At 72.5% G+C, this 17,379-nt stretch carries 20 protein-coding genes; 11 read left to right on the plus strand and 9 right to left on the minus strand.

What is annotated here, in order from left to right:
- Positions 1-37 precede the first annotated feature (37 nt).
- Genes BU204_RS12880 through BU204_RS12895 form a run of 4 tightly spaced genes read right to left on the minus strand, consistent with a single transcriptional unit; the run spans position 38 to position 3,101 of the window.
- Positions 38-490, minus strand: a complete 453-nt coding sequence (locus BU204_RS12880) for a GNAT family N-acetyltransferase (RefSeq protein ID WP_075125882.1) — start codon at positions 488-490, stop codon at positions 38-40.
- 22 nt (positions 491-512) lie between these two features.
- On the minus strand, positions 513-1,121 hold the full coding sequence (vanX, locus tag BU204_RS12885; protein ID WP_075125883.1) for a D-Ala-D-Ala dipeptidase VanX: 609 nt from the start codon (positions 1,119-1,121) through the stop codon (positions 513-515).
- Entirely contained in the window at positions 1,118-2,155 is a 1,038-nt protein-coding gene (vanA, locus tag BU204_RS12890) for a D-alanine--(R)-lactate ligase (protein WP_075125884.1), read from the minus strand. Before vanA ends, vanX begins: the two co-directional genes overlap by 4 nt.
- Complete coding sequence (locus BU204_RS12895) at positions 2,148-3,101, minus strand: D-isomer specific 2-hydroxyacid dehydrogenase family protein (protein ID WP_456297882.1); 954 nt, start codon at positions 3,099-3,101, stop codon at positions 2,148-2,150. Before BU204_RS12895 ends, vanA begins: the two co-directional genes overlap by 8 nt.
- 254 nt (positions 3,102-3,355) lie before the next feature.
- Here BU204_RS12895 and BU204_RS12900 point away from each other — a divergent pair, with 254 nt between their 5' ends.
- The 10 genes from BU204_RS12900 to BU204_RS12945 all read left to right on the plus strand — a co-directional run bounded on the left by BU204_RS12900 (position 3,356) and on the right by BU204_RS12945 (position 12,271).
- Positions 3,356-3,955, plus strand: coding sequence for a TIGR03086 family metal-binding protein (locus BU204_RS12900; protein WP_075125886.1), 600 nt, complete (start codon positions 3,356-3,358; stop codon positions 3,953-3,955).
- 65 nt (positions 3,956-4,020) lie between these two features.
- Positions 4,021-4,356 carry a PadR family transcriptional regulator gene (locus tag BU204_RS12905; protein ID WP_075125887.1) on the plus strand — a complete coding sequence of 112 codons (336 nt, stop codon included), beginning with the start codon at positions 4,021-4,023 and terminating at the stop codon, positions 4,354-4,356.
- The gene (locus BU204_RS12910) at positions 4,353-4,892 is read left to right on the plus strand and encodes a hypothetical protein (protein WP_075125888.1); all 540 of its coding nucleotides are present in this window, start codon (positions 4,353-4,355) and stop codon (positions 4,890-4,892) included. Before BU204_RS12905 ends, BU204_RS12910 begins: the two co-directional genes overlap by 4 nt.
- Complete coding sequence (locus tag BU204_RS12915) at positions 4,859-5,287, plus strand: hypothetical protein (RefSeq protein ID WP_075125889.1); 429 nt, start codon at positions 4,859-4,861, stop codon at positions 5,285-5,287. Before BU204_RS12910 ends, BU204_RS12915 begins: the two co-directional genes overlap by 34 nt.
- Positions 5,288-5,340: 53 nt before the next feature.
- Complete coding sequence (locus BU204_RS12920) at positions 5,341-6,501, plus strand: metallophosphoesterase (RefSeq protein WP_143229483.1); 1,161 nt, start codon at positions 5,341-5,343, stop codon at positions 6,499-6,501.
- 144 nt (positions 6,502-6,645) lie between these two features.
- Positions 6,646-8,331: a hypothetical protein gene (locus tag BU204_RS40045; RefSeq protein ID WP_075125890.1), complete on the plus strand. Its 1,686-nt coding sequence runs from the start codon at positions 6,646-6,648 to the stop codon at positions 8,329-8,331.
- Positions 8,328-9,005, plus strand: coding sequence for a hypothetical protein (locus BU204_RS12930; protein ID WP_075125891.1), 678 nt, complete (start codon positions 8,328-8,330; stop codon positions 9,003-9,005). Before BU204_RS40045 ends, BU204_RS12930 begins: the two co-directional genes overlap by 4 nt.
- 47 nt (positions 9,006-9,052) lie before the next feature.
- Complete coding sequence (locus BU204_RS12935) at positions 9,053-9,826, plus strand: cyclase family protein (protein WP_075125892.1); 774 nt, start codon at positions 9,053-9,055, stop codon at positions 9,824-9,826.
- Complete coding sequence (locus BU204_RS12940) at positions 9,823-11,448, plus strand: thiamine pyrophosphate-binding protein (protein ID WP_075125893.1); 1,626 nt, start codon at positions 9,823-9,825, stop codon at positions 11,446-11,448. Before BU204_RS12935 ends, BU204_RS12940 begins: the two co-directional genes overlap by 4 nt.
- 61 nt (positions 11,449-11,509) lie before the next feature.
- Entirely contained in the window at positions 11,510-12,271 is a 762-nt protein-coding gene (locus tag BU204_RS12945) for a putative hydro-lyase (RefSeq protein WP_075125894.1), read from the plus strand.
- A gap of 12 nt (positions 12,272-12,283) precedes the next feature.
- On the opposite strand, the gene BU204_RS12950 is transcribed toward BU204_RS12945, so the two are convergent.
- Complete coding sequence (locus BU204_RS12950) at positions 12,284-13,438, minus strand: VanZ family protein (protein WP_075125911.1); 1,155 nt, start codon at positions 13,436-13,438, stop codon at positions 12,284-12,286.
- A 114-nt stretch (positions 13,439-13,552) separates the two neighbouring features.
- Here BU204_RS12950 and BU204_RS12955 point away from each other — a divergent pair, with 114 nt between their 5' ends.
- Positions 13,553-14,275 (plus strand): creatininase family protein, encoded by a 723-nt coding sequence (locus BU204_RS12955; protein ID WP_075125895.1) that lies wholly within the window; start codon positions 13,553-13,555, stop codon positions 14,273-14,275.
- On the opposite strand, the gene ribA is transcribed toward BU204_RS12955, so the two are convergent.
- The 4 genes from ribA to BU204_RS12975 are packed head-to-tail and all read right to left on the minus strand — an operon-like array spanning position 14,158 to position 17,376.
- Entirely contained in the window at positions 14,158-14,886 is a 729-nt protein-coding gene (gene ribA / locus BU204_RS12960) for a GTP cyclohydrolase II (RefSeq protein ID WP_075125896.1), read from the minus strand. The two genes, BU204_RS12955 and ribA, sit on opposite strands and share 118 nt — an antisense overlap.
- Positions 14,883-15,893 carry a lysylphosphatidylglycerol synthase transmembrane domain-containing protein gene (locus BU204_RS12965; protein WP_075125897.1) on the minus strand — a complete coding sequence of 337 codons (1,011 nt, stop codon included), beginning with the start codon at positions 15,891-15,893 and terminating at the stop codon, positions 14,883-14,885. The genes ribA and BU204_RS12965 overlap by 4 nt, the downstream gene beginning before the upstream one ends.
- On the minus strand, positions 15,890-16,981 hold the full coding sequence (locus tag BU204_RS12970; RefSeq protein ID WP_075125898.1) for a glycosyltransferase family 4 protein: 1,092 nt from the start codon (positions 16,979-16,981) through the stop codon (positions 15,890-15,892). Before BU204_RS12970 ends, BU204_RS12965 begins: the two co-directional genes overlap by 4 nt.
- Positions 16,978-17,376, minus strand: a complete 399-nt coding sequence (locus BU204_RS12975; RefSeq protein ID WP_075125899.1) for a 6-pyruvoyl trahydropterin synthase family protein — start codon at positions 17,374-17,376, stop codon at positions 16,978-16,980. The genes BU204_RS12970 and BU204_RS12975 overlap by 4 nt, the downstream gene beginning before the upstream one ends.
- Positions 17,377-17,379 lie beyond the last annotated feature (3 nt).

The following is a 17,379-nucleotide window of genomic DNA, read 5'->3' on the forward strand; positions in this document are numbered from 1 at the left end:
GCGCCGGTTAAAGCGTCCGCCTCAGGCTCACCCTCAGCTACGCGTGCCTGGTGTCCTCGAGGTCTCGGAGGAACCGGGATGCCGCTCCTGTCTGGTCGATGTATCCGCGGCGCCGGTAGAACTCGTGCGCGGTCCCGCGCCGGTCCGCGCTGGTGACCTCCATGCGTAGGCATCCCCACCGGTTGGCGAACGACTCCGCGGCCGTCACGAGCTGGCCGCCCACGCCTCTGCCGCGTGCTCGGTCGGCGACGACCAGCGCGACGATCCGCGCCCACGCGCCGGCGCGTTCGAAGAACGGGCAGATGTGGACCGCGACGAGGCCGAGGATGTCTCCGTCCACCTCGGCCACATAGGCCGCGCTGGAGGGGTCGTGCCGCCAGGCCTGGATGCGGGACGCCGTTGTCGCGGCGTCGTCCGGGGGATAGCCCAGTTGGTCGAGCAACTCGTTGACCGCCGCGGCGTCGGTGGTCCGTGCCAGTCGTATCTGCATGCCGTCCTCGGCCGGGGATCGTCTACGTGATCGGGACGTCAAAGTAGGTGTCCGGGTAGGGTTCGTTCTTGAGCGTGTAATGCCACCATTCCTTGTCGTACCGCTGGAACCCGCAGGTCTCCATGATCACGCGGAGGTGCCGCCGGTTCTCCGACTCGACCTCGGTGATGCCCTCGGCGTCGTGGTGCGAGACCGGGTCCATCAGGTCGTGGTCTCCACCCATCGCCGCGAGCTCCCCGGTGGCGAGGTGGTAGAGGGTCAGGTCGACGGTGCTGCCCCGGCTGTGGCCCGACCGGGTGGCGACATACCCTTTGTCGAACATCTCGGCCCGGTCGATGTTCGGATAGTGCCGTGCCTTGCGTCGGCCGTCCTCCGGCTGCTTGGACCATCGCAGGAAACAGTTCACGGCGCGCTGGGGACGATAGCCGTCCCACACGAGCAGGCCGAAGCCGACCGACTCGGCCTTCGCCCGAGCCTCGTCCAGGGCCGCGCACAGCGCTCTCGTGCCGACGATGCGGTTCACCAGGTACCCGTCCACCGGTTTTCCGGTGAAGTTGTCCCAGGTGGCGTACTTGGCGTCCCAGCGGATCCCGGGTACGACCTCGTCCAGGAACACAAAACCGTCCCTCACTGGAACTTCCCGGTCAGTGTGGAGGAGACCAGCCGGTCGAGCACCTCGCCGAGCGACAACCCGGCGGCGGCCATCATGCGCGGGTACCGGCTGTAGGAGGTCAGGCCGGGCAGGGTGTTGACCTCGTTGAGGACCACTGTGCCGTCGCGGGTCAGGAACATGTCCACGCGGGACAGACCACGGCAGCCCAGGGCGCGGTAGACGGTCTTGGCCGCTTCCTGGACGAGCGCGCGCGACTCCGCCGGGATGTCCGCCGGCACGATGAACGTCGAGTTCTCCGAGCCGCTCTCCGGGTTGCTCTCCTGGTGGATCCGGAAGAAGCCATGCGTGAGCGCGACCCGGTCCACCTCGCCCACGAACAGGTCCAGGTCGTTCCCGAGGACCGCGCAGCCGATCTCACTGCCGACGACGGCCTCCTCGACCAGCACCTTCGAGTCGTACCTCCGCGCGGTCTCCACCGCGTCGGGCAGCGCCTCCCGGGCCGACACCTTGGTGACGCCGAAGGACGAGCCCGAGCGGGCGGGCTTCACGAAGACGGGGTAGACGAGCCCGTCGGGGTCGACGTTCTCGTTCTCCGTGACGACCCGGAAGTTCGGCGTCGCGACGCCCGCACTCCTGGCGACCAGGTAGGTGAGGGACTTGTCCATGCACAGGGCCGAGCTCTGGATGTCGCAGCCCGCGTACGGGATCCCGGAGAGCTCCAGCAAGCCCTGGATCGCACCGTCCTCGCCGAGTTTGCCGTGCAGGACGGGCAGCACCAGGTCCAGCTCGATCGTCTCGTACCGCCCCTGCTCCACGACCAGCAGCCCCCGCACGCTCCGGTCCGGCGACAGGACGACCGTCCGGCCGTCGTCCTCCCAGCCCGCGTCGGGTCGCTCGCAGAGCTTCCAGGCGCCGCTCTCGGTGATTCCGACGTAGAACGGCTGGTACTTCTCGGTGTCGAGGCTCCTGGCGACCTCCCGCACGGACTTCACCGAAACAGGATGTTCCTCGGAACAACCGCCGAAGATGATTCCGACTCGCAACCTATCCATGATGCATCGCACTTTCGAATCTGAGGCAGTTGATGATGGAGTTCTCGACGGTGTCGCGTAGCGCGTGGTCCGTGTAGTAGGCGGTGTGCGGGCTGACGAGGACGTTCGGCAGCCCGTGCAGGCGCAGCAACAGTTCGTTCTCGACCTGTTCACCCCTGAGGTCGGCGTAGAAGATTCCTTCCTCCCCCTCGAGGACATCCAGCGCCGCCCCGCCCAACCTGCCGCTCTCCAGCGCGGCGACCAGGGCCTCGGTGTCGACGAGGGAGCCACGTGCGGTGTTGACGACGAACGCGCCGCGCTTCAGCTGCTCGATGCGTCGGCGGTTCAGGAGGTGGCGCGTGTCCCCGGCGAGTGGCGTGTGGAGCGTCACGATGTCGCTCTGCATCAACAGGTCGTCCAGGGGGACGTAGTCGGCGGAGGTCTGCGGGTTGATGTCGTAGGCAAGGATCTGGCAGCCGAAGGCACGCAGCCGGTCGATGACCGCGGCGCCGATGCGCCCTGTTCCGACCACGCCGACGGTCAGGTCACGCAGCTCCCTCCCCCGCACCTCACCGAGTCGGTAGTCGTGCACCTCGACCCGGCGGATGAGGGACTTGGCGTGCCGTACCGCCATCAGCATCAGCATCAACGTGTAGTCGGCCACGCTGTCCGGCGAGTAGGCGACGTTCTCGACGGAGATGCCGACGCTCTCGGCGTACCGCACGTCCAGGTGGTTGTAGCCGATGCTGCGCGTGGAGACGTACCGCACGCCGGCACGGCTCAGCGCGAGCAGGGTCGGGTTCGTGACCCGGGTCTTGTGTCCGATGCTGATGCACCGGTTGCCGACAGCCAGTTCCGCGTTGGCTTCGGACACCGCGACCTCGGTGATCGTCGGCACCACACCGATACGAGCCGCCAGCTCGCGGAACAGGGCGGCCTCGTCCTGCCCGCATCCGTAGATCGTGATGCCCGTTGCCGGGCGGTCCGAGAACGACACGGTCGCCGGCGAGCGGATGGGGCGGGCCGCCGTTCGTGCTGGCTCCCTGTAGGTCATGGCCGCCAGTCAAGGCAGCGCGACGTTGCCAGCGCGTATGTGCTTTCCGATATGCCGGCGAGATGTTACCCACGAGTAGGGTCCGCGGTACCGCGCCCGGTCCGGCTGGGGCACGATCGGCGGTGGCTCGCCGCCGCGCGTCGGGTCCGGACACGAGGGAGGGTGCGATGACCGAGCACGGTGTGGGCGAGGTGCGCGAGCTGCACCGGCGGGCGCTGTCGGCCACCGGAGAGGTCGTCGCCGGCGTGCGACCCGCGGACCTCGGTCGGCCCACCCCATGTGCCAGGTGGTCGCTCGAGGACCTGCTGGTGCACCTGGTGAACGAGAACCGCGGCTACGCGGCCGGCGCGCTGGGCGCGCCCGCGATCGTGTCCATCTGGTACTCGGCGGACCTCGAACCCGGTCCGTACAGCGCCTACCAGGAGTCCGCGGACCGGGTCCGGCGGGCCTTCGCCACCCCGGGTGTGCACGAGGGCAGCATCGAGGTGCGGGAGTTCGACCACCTCCCCGCGCCGGTCGCCATCGGGATGCACTTCGTCGACGTCCTCGTGCACGGATGGGACGTGGCCGTCAGCATCGGCGAGCCCTACCGACCCGATCCCCGGTCGGCGGCCACCGCGCTCGCGATCGCCTCCGGATGGCCGCCCGACCATCGGCGCCGCGCCGAGTTCGGCCCCGCGGTGGCCGTGCCGGACACCGCCTCGGACTTCGCCCGGCTGCTCGGGCTGCTGGGCCGCGACCCGGCGTGGCGACCGCCGCGGAGCTGACCGGAGGCGTCCGGCCCGAGTGCACCGACGGCAAGATAGCCAGATGACCGGTATATGTTGATCGTATGACCGACGCCCTGCGGGAGCCGACGTTCCTGATCCTGACCGCGTTGGCCGCACGCCCGCAGCACGGCTACGGGATCCTGCGCGACGTCGAGGAGATCTCCGGGGGCCGGGTGCAACTGCGCGCCGGGACCGTCTACACCGCACTGGACCGGCTGCGTACGGACGGGTGGGTGGCCGTCGACCGCGAGGAGGTCGTGGAGAGCCGGCTGCGTCGTTACTACCGGCTGACCGACACGGGGGCAGCCAGACTGGAGGCCGAGGTGACCAGGATGCGGGCACACACCCTCGCGGCGGAGAAACGGCTGCGGGCCCGGCTCGCGGGAGGCACCGCGTGACCGACCTCGAACGGCGTTATCGGCGGCTGCTCGCCCTGTACCCGCGTGACCACCGCGAGCGCACCGGCGAGGAGATGCTCGCCGTCCTGGTCGCGGACGCCGGTGACCGGAGCCGACCGGGGTGGCGGGAGACCGCGAACCTGCTGTGGGCCGCGGCACGGCTGCACCTGCGCCGGCTGGTGGCGGCCGACGGCGGGGTCGAGCCCGGCGACGTGCTCGCGGTCGTGAGCCTGCTGGGCCCGGTGGCCCTGTTGGCCGGCGCCGCGGGCAGCGTGCACGAGCTGGCGTGGTGGGTCCGGGCCGGCGCGGTGGGGCAGCTGCCGTGGAGCGAGCAGGTCCCCGACCTGCCGGTGTGGCTGGTCTGGTTCGCCGTCGCCGTGGCCGCCTGTTCCGGTGGCGGCGCGCCGCGGCGGCCGGCGCCTGGCTGGGGGTGGTCGGTTTCCTGCTGCTCGCGATGTTCGGCTCGACCTCCTACCTCTGGATCGGGCCGGGTGCCGGCTGGGTGCTCCTCGGCGTGGTCACCGCGGCGGCACTGACCTGGTCGGCGGGCCCGGCGCGGGGGCGGGAGCTCGTGGGCTGGCAGGCGGTACCCGTGGCGGCGGGGGCCGCCGTCGTCGTGGTCGCGCTCGAGGTCCTCCTCTACGGCGAGCCGTTCCTGCTGTGGCTGGAGCTCGCGGTGATGGCCGTCGGCGCCCTCGCGGCGTGCGGCCGGGACTCCCGCGTGGGCCGGCGGGCCGCGCTGGTGCTCGTGCTGCCGGTGATGACGGCCCTGCTGGCCGATCCCCTGCTCTACGGGGAGAACGGTCCCGCCCCGCTCGGCCACGCACGCCCGGGGGTGGTGGCCCTGGTCTTCTACGGCGTGCCGGTCCTGGTGCTGCTCGCCCTCGGCGCCCTCCCCCGTCGGCTCGGCCGCCGCGAGCCTGTCGCGTAGTCGCCAACTATCGTCGGGGTAGGGCACGACGGCGGGCGAGAGGACACAACCGGATGGCACGGACCGAGACCCGGGGGCGAACGGGGCGCCGAGGAGCCTTCTTCGGGATCATGGTCGTCGCGGTCACGCTGCTGTTCGGGGTGCCCTGGGCGGCGTTGGTCCTGGTGCCCGGCTGGTCCACGCCGGTGGTCGCGGCGAGCAGCGCGGTGTTCCTGGCCGGCGCGGTCTCCCTGCCCTGGTTGATGGTGCTCGGGCACGGGCGGGGCAGCGACGCGGCGGCCCGGGTCGGGGACACCCTGCTCGGCGTGGTCTGGGTGCTGTTCGCCTGGTCGGTGATCGGGTTCCTGGTCCGGCTCGTGCTCTCCGCGCTCGGCCTTCCCGAGGCCGCGCGGGCGGTGCCGATCGCGGTCGTGGTGGTCACCGCCGTGCTCGTGGCCTGGGGTGTCACCGAGGCGATGCGGGTCCCCCGCGTGCGCCGGGTCGAGGTGCGCCTGCCGAGGTTGGGCCGGGGCCTGGACGGCGTGACGGTCGCCCTGCTCGCCGACACCCATTTCGGGCCGATCAACCGGACGAGGTGGTCGGAGCGGACCGCCGCGGCGGTCAACCGGCTCGAGCCGGACATCGTCTGCCACGCTGGGGACATCGCCGACGGGACCGTCGAGCAGCGGCGGGAGCAGGCCGCCCCACTCGGCACGATCAGGGCCCGGCTGGCCCGCGTGTGCGTCACCGGCAACCACGAGTACTTCGGCGAGGCCCAGACCTGGCTCGACCACCTCGCCGAGCTCGGCTGGGAACCCCTGCACAACCGGCACCTCACGGTCGAGCGCGGCGGCGATCGGCTCGTGGTCGCCGGCGTCGACGACGCCATCGCCGGGGCATCCGGGCTCGCCGGTCACGGCGCCGACCACGCCACCGCGCTCGCCGGTGCCGACCCGGACCTGCCCGTGCTGCTGTTGGCCCACCAACCGCGCCAGGTGCGCCAGGCGGTCGAGGCCGGGATCGACCTCCAGGTGTCCGGGCACACGCACGGCGGCCAGATCTGGCCCTTCCACTACCTGGTCCGGGTGGACCAGCCGACCGTGCACGGGCTGTCCCGGCACGGCGAGCGCACACAGCTCTACACGACCCGCGGGGCGGGGTTCTGGGGTCCGCCGCTCCGAATCTTCGCACCGAGCGAGATCAGCCTGCTCACCCTGCGCGCGGGCGAGGCCTGACGGCCTTTTTCTGGCCGCGTTCTGGCCATTCGCCACGTCCGGGTCATCTTGTGGAAAACACGGCAACATTTTCCCGGCCCGTGCGACTGTTCTCGTGAGCCGTCGGGAGTTCCCGACGCCTGGGGCCAGGGAGCAACCGCAGTGATGCGCGACGACACGACCCGGTATCTGTGCGCCGCCGCCCACGAGGACTCGACGTTCGCCAACCAGGCGATCCGTGAGTTCCTCGTCGAGGACACCCGACCGGTGCCACCTGCTCCGGGCGTGGACGCGCCCGCCGTCCTCGGCGAGGCGATCGCCGCCCGAACCCGGCGAAAGCTGCGCGACAGCGCGCTGCTCGCGCTGTTCCTGGCTTTCGCCGTGCTCGCGCCGCTCGATCTGCTGCTCTACTGGGTCGTCCTGGCCGTCCTGTTCAGCATCGGCGCCATCACCCGGGCCAGGAAGGACGCCGAGCTTCGCACCGAGATCTCCAACGGCGGTCCGGCGGTACTCGCGACGATCGTGATCAGCGCGGTGTTCCTGTACCTGCTGTACGACTACCTCGCCTCCTCGCCCGGTGGGGCCGGCGTCCCGCCGGGGTACTACCCGTACCCGGTCGAGCCGGACTCGGCCCTCCCGGTGGCGCTCGGCACCAGCGCGCTCGTCGCCGCGATGCTCGTCGTCCTCCTGTGGGACCGGCTCGTGGTGTGGCGGCACCTGCGGGACCGGTTCTGGCCCAACCACCTCGGCGGCGCGGTACCACCGCTGCCGGACCGAAGCGTCTTCCGCCTGAGCCCGGAACGCTTCACGAACCAGTTGTGGCGCCACCACAACAACGCGCCCACGATGGCCCCGCCCACCGGGAACGGTTCAGCGGGGGTGCCGATGACGGTCTACCGCGGCTTCGAGCCGTTCGTCGGCGCGGGCCTGCGCCACGAGCCCTGGTCGATTGCCGTGCCGCTGGAACGGATCCCCGACGTGGAGCCGACGATCTCGCTCGGGACCGACACGCTCTACGCGGCGATCCAGCGCGAGGTCGGCTCGCTGCGCGAGGCCAGCACGCTCGCGCCCGGCCGGCGACTTCGCGCCCTGGCGCTGGTCGAGCAGGTCGTCGTGGCCGCGGACGAGCTCGTCGACCACCTCCACGAGCCGGAGTCCTCGCTCTTTCTCGCCCACCCCGGCGCCGCGCCCTACACCGCGCTGAGCGCGGCGCGGGTCGGGTCGTTGCGGATGGAGCCGCTGGAGTGGGCCAGGTACTACCACTGCTACCAGGTCGAGACCTGGGACCGGGACCTGGTCGTCTCGGTCTTCGTGCACGTCGCCGTGGGCGCCGGGGCGTTGTACGTGGAATGGACGCCGTGCCTGCTGCTGCCGATCAGGAAGCGGTACCAGGACATCGACCGCCGGTCCCGCTCCCCGCTGCGTGCCGTCGGCCAGGCCGTGCTCGACGTACTGCGGCTGCCGGCCACCGTTCCCGAACGCCTCGTGCACCTGCTGACGTTCATCCGGCCCCTTCCGCACGCGCCGGGCGCGGTCAACCCCGACAGGTACGGGACGGCGAAGAGCCTGCGGGAGCTGGCAGCCGACCGGAACGTGCACAACTACTTCCAGCTGGCCGACGTCGACCGGTACCTGAAGACGATGGAGAGCCGGCTCATCCTGGCGGTGGGCCGCACGATGCGCGAGGCCGGCTACTCCCCGGCCTCCTTCGAGGAGCAGGCCGCCACGGTGGTGAACAACAACGTCCAGATCGCCGGGTCGGTGGGGGGTTCGGTGGTCGCCGGAACCGGCAACCGGATCCGGACCACCCCAGCTCCCCGCGCGACCGAACAGGCGGGAAAGGCTCGATGAAGGGCAGGCAGAGCAACAGCATCAGCGTCGGCGGCGACGTCTCCGGGTCGGTGGTCGCCGGCAACCGCAACGTCGTCCAGCACACGCCGCGACCCCAGACCGCCGAGGCCGGCGAGCCGGCCGAGGGTCTCACGCCGCGGCTGGGGTTCGTGTTCGACATCGTCGGGTACGGCGGGCGCCTGGCCGAGGGCAAGGCCGACCTCGAGGAGCGGCTGAGCTCGCTGACCCGCCGGGTCGTCGCCGACCTCGGCATCGACCTGGAGGACACCCGGTACGCGGTCTCCGGCGACGGGATCGTGGTGTTCCTGCCGGTGGGGGTCGCGTCCACCCGGGTCCTGCCCACCCTGATCTGCGCCGCGTCGAGCCGGCTCGCCAGCGACAACAACCGCTTCCGGGACCGGATGCGGCTGCGGCTCGCCGTCGGGTCGGGGTTGCTGGGCGACGGGCCGCTCGGCTTCACCGGCGACCTGGTCGTCGACCTGCACCGCCTGGTCGACAGCGACGTGCTGCGCCAGGCGGTGCGGGAGAACCCGAAGGCGGACCTGGCGATCCTGGTCAGCGCGGCGCTGCACGACGAGGTCGTGCGGCCCGGCTACCTCGACGCCCGGGACTTCACCCGCTGCGAGGTCACCACCAAGGAGTTCAGCGCGCCGGCCTGGTTGCGGCTCTGCTGATCGGGCATGATCGGCGTGCCGGGGGCGGAACCACCGAGGAGACCACGATGCCGCTGCTGCGGGACCTGCTCACCGCCGTCGCCGAGAACCGGGTGGAGATCGTCGACCTGACCGCGCCGCTGTCCCCGCGCACGCCGATCCTGCGGCTGCCGGAACCGTTCGCCAACACGATCCCGTTCTCCCTCGAGCAGATCAGCCGGTACGACGAGGCCGGGCCCGGCTGGTACTGGAACAACATCCACACCGGAGAGCACACCGGGACCCACGTCGACGCCCCGGTGCACTGGGTGTCCGGAAAGGACGGTGCGGACGTCTCCCGGCTGGAGCTGCGCCAGCTCGTCGCGCCCGCGGCCGTCCTCGACGTGTCGGAGCGCGCCGCGGCGGACCCCGACCTCCTGGTGGAGATCGACGACGTCCGCGCCTGGGAGTCAGCCAACGGGCCGATGCCGGCCGGCGGCTGGCTGCTGCTGCGTACCGGCTGGGACGAGCGGTCCGAGGACGCCGAGCGGTTCCTCAACGCGGACGAGAACGGGCCGCACTCACCCGGGATCTCCGCGGAGTGCGCGCGGTGGCTGGCCGAGGAGACGCCGGTCGTCGGGCTCGGGGTGGAGACCGTCGGCACCGATGCCGGCGCGGCGCACGGCTTCGAGCCGGCGTTCCCCTGCCACCACTACTTCCTCGGCGCGGGGAAGCTGGGCCTGACCCAGCTGCGGAACCTGGCCCGGTTGCCGGCCACCGGCGCGGTGCTGGTCGTCTCCCCGCTGCCGATCGTCGGCGGCTCCGGCAGCCCCGCCCGCGTCTACGCCCTGGTCGAACGGTGAGCGTTGGCGAGCTCATCGGGAAGACGTTGGCCGGCCTCGGGGTGGGGCACGCGTTCGGTCTGGTCGGTAGCGGCAACTTCGTGGTGACGAACGCCCTGCGAGCGGCCGGGGTGCCGTTCGTCGCCACGCGGCACGAGTGCGGTGCCGCGGTCATGGCCGACGCCTACGCCAGGACCAGTGGACAGCCGGCGGTCCTCACCCTCCACCAGGGCTGTGGGCTGACCAACGCCATGACCGGCATCACCGAGGCGGCCAAGAGCCGAACACCGCTGCTCGTGCTGGCCGCCGACACCCCCGGCGCGGCGGTCACCTCGAACTTCCGGATCGACCAGGACGCGCTCGTCGCCGCCGTCGGTGCGGTGCCCGAGCGGGTGCACTCCCCGGCCACCGCCCCGACCGATGTCGAACGCGCCTACCGCACGGCGGTGCACCAGCGCCGCACGGTGGTGCTGAACCTGCCGCTGGACGTGCAGGCCGCGCCGGCCCCTGAGCAGCCGTCCCGGCCGCCGGTCCCCGCTCCCCTGCCCGCCCGCCCCCACCCGGAGGCCGTGACCGCGCTCGCCGCGGCCCTCCGGGCGGCGCGACGACCGGTGTTCGTCGCCGGACGGGGCGCGCGGCACGCCGCCGCCGAGCTGCGCGAGCTGGCCGAGGCCAGCGGCGCGCTGCTCGCGACCTCGGCCGTGGCGAACGGCCTGTTCACCGGGGACCCGTGGTCGCTCGGCATCTCCGGCGGGTTCGCCACCCCGCTGGCCGCCGAGCTGGTCGCCGCCGCCGACCTGGTCGTCGCCTGGGGGTGCTCGCTGACCCACTGGACCACCCGGCACGGCAGGCTGGTCGCCGACGACGCGGTGGTGGCGCAGGTCGACCTCGAGGTGTCCGCGCTCGGCGCCCGGCAGCGGGTCGACCTCGGCGTGGTCGGGGACGTGCGGCTGACCGCGCGCGACGTGCTGGCCGAGCTGGGGTCCACCGCGGGCACGGGCTACCGGACCGAGGAGGTGCGGGCCCGGATCGCCGAGCGGGGCCGCTGGCGGGACGTCCCGTTCACCGACGCGTCGACCGCCGACCGGATCGACCCGCGCACGCTCAGCGTCCGGCTGGACGACCTGCTGCCGGCCGAGCGGGTGCTCGCCGTGGACTCCGGCAACTTCATGGGCTACCCGAGCGCCTACCTCCAGGTTCCCGACGCCAGCGGGTTCTGCTTCACCCAGTCGTTCCAGTCCGTCGGGCTGGGCTTGGCGACCGCCGCCGGCGCCGCCCTGGCGCGGCCGGACCGACTGCCGGTGGCCGCGCTCGGCGACGGCGGCGCGATGATGGGCGTCGCCGAGCTGGACACCGTCGCGCGGCTGCGGCTGCCGATGGTGGCCGTGGTCTACGACGACGACGCCTACGGCGCGGAGGTGCACCACTTCGCCGGGCAGGACCTGGGCGCAGTGCGCTACCCGGACACCGACGTGGCCGCGGTCGCCACGGGCTTCGGCTGGGTGGCGCACACCGTGCGCACGGTGTCCGACCTCGACGTGGTCACCGCCTGGCTCGCCGGCCCCCGGGACCGGCCGCTGTTGCTCGACGCGAAGATCACCGACGACGGCGGGTCCTGGTGGCTGGCGGAAGCGTTCCGGTAATGACGTTCCGCTGACGGGACAACGCCTTCCGCTCACCCCGGGGGTCATCCACCATCGAGACATGACACCGGACGAGGTGAGGACCCAGGCGACCGGGCCGACGGCCGGTCTCGCGCCGGGCTACGCCCAGGCGAACCTGATCGCCGTGCCCGAGGACTGGGCCCTGGACGTGCTGCTGTTCGCCCAGCGCAACCCCAGGCCGTGCCCGGTCCTGGACGTGACCGACACCGGCAGCCCGCGAACCGTGCTCGCGCCGGGAGCCGACCTGCGCACGGCGATCCCCCGCTACCGCGTCTGGCGCGACGGCGAGCTGGTGGACGAACCGACCGACGTGACGCGGTACTGGCGCGAGGACCTGGTGGCGTTCCTCATCGGCTGCAGCTTCACCTTCGAGACGGCGCTGGCGCGGGCCGGGGTGCCGCTGCGGCACGTCGAGCAGGGCCGCAACGTGTCGATGTACCGGACCGACCGACAGTGCCGTCCCGCCCGTCGCCTGCACGGCCCGCTGGTCGTGTCGATGCGGCTGGTCCCGGCCGAGCTGGTCGCCCCGGCCACGGCGATCAGCGCCAGGATGCCGGCAGTGCACGGCGCACCGGTCCACGTGGGAGACCCGAGCGCACTCGGCGTCGCCGATCTGGCCCGTCCGGACTTCGGCGACCCCGTCGAGGGCGAGCCAGGCGACGTCCCCATGTTCTGGGCCTGCGGCGTGACACCGCAGGCCGCGCTGGTGGCCTCCCGACCGCCGTTCGCAATCACCCACGCCCCCGGGTACATGCTGGTCACCGACGTTCCGGACAGCGAGTACGAACTCGCCGGCGGCTGAGAACCGCCACGCTCAGGGCGAGGCGACCTTTTCCGGCTCGGGCACCGGGGGCGGCGGCGCCTGCGGCACGATCGCCACGTTCACGGTGCGGGACAGGCGTTCGTGCGGACCGGGGTCGCCGCCGACGAGCACCGCGAGGGGTGTCCAGATCCCGACGACGAACAGCGACAGCAGTATCCCGGCCGGGATCAGCAGCTGGTGGGGTGCGTCGAAGAAGTCCCACCGGTCGACCGACAGGGCCAGCCAGGCCAGCCACATCGGCGAGAGCAGCACCCCGTTGCGCACCACGATGGACAGCGGTCCGGCGCGCCGGCCGTCGGTCCGCGCCAGGCGCAGCAACATCGCCCGCTTTCCCGGTGTCGACCCGGTCAGCGCGGGCACCAGCAGGAACCACACGGCGGCCAGGATGACGACGATCGTCCCCTGACCGACGACCGTCCCGCCGAACAGCACGATCAGGCCGAGCACGATCCCGACCACCGCGACGAAGCCGACCAGGTCGGCGAGCAGCGCGAACAGCCGGCGGCTGGTGGTGACCCTGGTCGCGTAGCGGCGGCGGTCACGCTCGGGCTCGAGCGACGGCAGCAGCCGGGCGAGCGGACCGGCGACCAGCCAGCCGAGCGCGGCGCCGACCGTGTTCAGCATCAGGTCGTCCACGCTGAACAGCCGGTAGGCGCACGGGTAGACGAACCACAGACCGGTCAGCTGGGTCAGCTCGAACAGCAGCGACGTGGCCGCGCCGACCGCGACCGCGGACAGCAGGCGCATCCCGACCAGGTAGCGCAGGAAGAAACCGAGCGGTGCCAGCAGGACGACGTTCAGCGCGGTGCTCCACAAGGCACCGTTGCCCACCATCGCCCGCAGGCTCCAGTCGCCCCCGGCCCGCTCCTCGAGCACCTGGAGGAAGTAGAACGGGCGCAGCTGCGGGGTGCTGGCGTAGGTCTGCTCGGCGCAGTAGCCCGCCGGGTCGCTCGGCAGCGGGATGACCGTCTGCATGGCCGCGGCCAGCAGGTAGAACAGGAAGCAGTAGAAGACCAGTGTCGTCCACCCGCCTGCCCGGCCACGGCTGCGATAGCTGTGCACGGCGACCGGCAGCATCACGACCAGGGCTATCAGGGGGAAGACCAACAGGGCCGTCTTGACCGGCAGCAGGAAGGTGGCGACCACGGGGAGTTTGTACCCCACCGCGCCCGATCCCAAGCACCCGTCCCGACAGTCCGTCTACAGAGGACAAAAGCCGCACGGTACGGTCGTTCCCGACCGGAGGAGAGAGGGGACCACATGACCGGGTACGGCGACTACCTGCTGCCCATGTCCACCGCGGCGCAGGAGCGGGAACGGGGGGCGGAGGTGGCGCTGCTGCCGGTGGGCAGCTTCGAGCAGCACGGCGCATTCCTCCCGCTGGCGACGGACACGGTGATCGCGGTGACCGTGGCCAGGGCGATCGGCGAGGCGTACCCGGTCTTCCAGCTTCCGCCCATCACCATCTCCTGCTCGCACGAGCACGCCGCCTGGCGGGGCACGGTCAGCATCTCGGCGTCCACCCTGTACGCGGTGGTCACCGACGTCACGGAGTCGCTGCGCGCGAGCGGCGTCGAGCGGCTCGTGCTGGTCAGCGGCCACGGCGGCAACTACGTGCTGGGCAACGTCGTGCAGGAGGCCGGCGTCCGCGGCCGGTCCATGGCGCTGTTCCCCAGCGAGAACGACTGGGCGGCGGCGCGCGTCGCCGGCGGGGTGGAGCTGACCGCGGTCAGCGACATGCACGCCGGCGAGCTCGAGACCTCGATCCTGCTGCACGCCCACCCCGCGCTCGTCGGCGCGGACTACGCCGAGCACGACCACCTCGCCGACGACCGCGAGCGGTTCCTCACCCTCGGTCTCGGCGCCTACACCGAGTCCGGGGTGGTCGGCCGCCCCTCGTTGGCCTCGGCCGAGAAGGGCCGTGGCGCGCTCGCGAGCCTGGTCACCTCGTTCGGCGGCGTGCTGGCGGCGTTGGACAGGTGAGGAAGGTGGTGGCCCAGCCGCTCGCGCTTGGTGCTCAGGTAGCCGAGGTTGTCCGGCGACGGCTCGATCAGCAGCGGTACCCGCTCGGTGATCCGGATGCCGTTCGCCCGCAGCGACTCCACCTTCTGCGGGTTGTTGGAGAGTAATCGGATCGAGCCGACGCCGAGGTCGTCGAGGATGTCCGCGGCGATGTCGAAGTTGCGCGCGTCGATGGGCAGGCCGAGCGCAACGTTGGCCTCGACGGTGTCCAGCCCGTCCTCCTGCAGCCGCATCGCCTGCAGCTTGGCGACCAGGCCGATCCCGCGGCCCTCGTGTCCCGTGAGGTAGATCACCATGCCGGCGCCCTCGGTGACGATGCAGTGCAGCGCCGTGGCGAGCTGCTCCCCGCACTCGCAGCGGGTCGAGGCGAACACGTCACCGGTGAGGCACTCGGAATGCACGCGGGTCAACGGGCTGTCGACCGCGGTCAGGTCGCCGTGTACCAGCGCCATGTGCTCGTCGCCCTGCGCGTCGACGTACCCGATCGCGCGGAACTCCCCGTACCGCGTCGGCAGGCGGGTCTCACCGACCCGTTCCGTCCCCTGCCGCTCGATGTCTGCCAGCTCAGTCATGCCACCCTCTCCCGTCGGCGGACCAGCATCAGCGCGCCCGGCAGGCTCGCCACCAGCCCCAAGAGACCGTATGTCACCGCGGCGGTGAGCCCCTGCGCGGCACCGAGGCCGGCCGCGGCGAACATGAGCGCGGTCACACCCTCCCGGGGTCCCCAACCCCCGACGTTGATCGGCAGGCCCATCGCGAGCAGCGCCACGACGACGATCGGCAGCAGCTGCTCCGGCGACTGGGTCGCGCCCGCGGCCCGCATCGCGATCAGGAACAGCGTCACGTGTCCGGCCAGCGCGAGCGCCGAGAGCAGCGCGACGCCCGGCCACGCGTTCCGGGCCAGCAGCCCCGCGCGGATGTCGTCCAGGCCGCGGCGCCAGCGCGACCGCGCCCCGGTGAGGCGGCGGGCGGCGAGGTAGGCCAGCACGACCACCGCGGCGACGGCCAGCACGATCAGGCCCACCTGGCGGGCGGGGGACGCCAGCAGCACCGCGACGCCGGCCACGATCAGGACGGCCTGCCCGGCCACCCGTTCGAGGACGACCGCGCGCACCCCGGCGCCGAGGTCGCCCTCCTCCCTGCCGTGGCGGACGGCGCGCTGGACGTCGCCGAGGACACCGGCCGGCAGGACCGCGTTGAGGAACAGCGCGCGGTAGTAGTCGGTGACCGCCCGGCGCAGCGGCAGGTGCAGGCCGAGCCGGCGGGCCACCAGGCTCCAGCGCCAGGCGCAGAGCACCGTCGTGGCGAGCCCGATGGCGAGGGCGGCCAGCACCTCGACGAGGGAGATCACCCGAAGGCCCTCGGCGAACCCGCTGGCACCGACCTTCCACATGACGGCGACGACGATGCCCACGCCGACCAGCAGCTTGCCCCAGGCCCAGAGGGTCTTGCGGCTCACCGTCCGGCGGGCCCGGACCGGCTCCGGCAGGGGCTCGGGCAAGGGCTCGGGCACCGCCACCGGGGCGGGGAACCGGTCGAGGGGGCGCTCCAGGATCGTGGGGTCCAGGGTGGTGGTCACCAGGCCTCACCCCGCAGGCGCTCGAGCACGGCGGAGAGCCGGGCCGCGGCCGTCTCCCAGCCGTCGAGCTCGCGCTTGTCGGCGGCCGCGCGCAGGCGGTCCCGCAGCCAGGGCTCGGTGAGCCAGCGGCGTAACGCCTCGGCCAGGGCGTGCGGGTCCTCGGGTGGTACGAGGATGCCGGGCACCTCGCCGCCGGGACTGTGCCCGAGCGTCTCCGGCAGCGCGTCGACCGCCGTGGTCAGCACGGGGACGGCCCGGGCCAGCGCCTCGGTGACGACCATGCCGAAGGTCTCCCGGCGCGAGGGCAGCACGACCAGGTCGGCGCGGTCGAACAGCTCCGCGAGCCGTGCGTCCGGCAGCGGCGCCATCGGGCCGGTGAGCCGCACCCGGTCGGCGAGGCCGTGGTCGGCGACCAGCCGACGCACCCGGTCCACGTACTCCGGGTCGCGGTCCACCGAGCCGACCAGGTCGCAGGTGAAGGGCAGGTCCGCTACCTCGGCGAGCGCCTCGACCAGGAGGTCCTGGCCCTTGCGCGGGGTCACCGAGGCCGGGCAGAGCAGCCGGGTGCCGTCACCGCCGCGCGCCCGCGGGGCGGGGTCGGTGCCGGGCTCGACCACGTGGACCCGGTCGGCCTCGAGGCGGTGCAGCCCGATCAGCCGGCGCTGGGCCCAGGGGCTCGTCGCGATGACGGCGAACGCCTCGCGCAGCGTCTCCCGCTCCAGGCCGTCGAGGTGGGCGGCGCGGTCGAGCGGCAGGCCGGTCTCGTCGCCCAGCGGGAGGTGCAGCAGCACCGCCAGCCGCAGCCGCCGCGCGTGCGGCACCACCACGGCCGGCACACCGCAGGCGACCAGGCCGTCCACCAGCACGACGGCCCCGTCCGGCACCGCGCCGAGCGCGTGGTCCAGGGCCACCCGGGAGGCGGTGTCCGGCGTCGGCCACTCCCCGGAGACCGGCACCGCCCGCAGCCCGAGGAGCTCGCACATCCGCTGGTCGTAGATGCTGCCCCCGCTGGCGAAGGACACCTCGCCGGCGTCCGCGGGCAGGATGAGGTCGACGACCGGGCCGGAGCCGGTCGGGGTCGCGGTCACAGGGCCCGCCGGTAGCTCGCCCAGGCCACGTGTGACTCGCGCAGGGTGACCTCGATGTCGGCCAGGTCGCGGGCGCCCTCGCCCAGGCGGCCGGCCCGCACCCGCTCGGCGAGGCGGTCCGCGACCACCTTCGCCAGGAACTCCGTCGAGGTGTTGACCCCCGCGAACTCGGGCACCTCGTCGAGGTTGCGGTAGTTGAGCTCGCCGAGGATCTCGGCGAGCTGCGTGCTTGCGAGTCCGATGTCGACCACGAGGTTGTCCGGGTCGAGCTCGGCCCGGTGGAAGGTGGCATCGACGACGAAGGTGGCGCCGTGCAACCGTTGTGCGGGGCCGAACACCTCGCCGTTGAAACTGTGCGCGACCATCATGTGGTCCCGGACGGTGAGGCTGAACACCCG

Source organism: Actinophytocola xanthii (assembly GCF_001921205.1).
Lineage (GTDB): Bacteria > Actinomycetota > Actinomycetes > Mycobacteriales > Pseudonocardiaceae > Actinophytocola > Actinophytocola xanthii.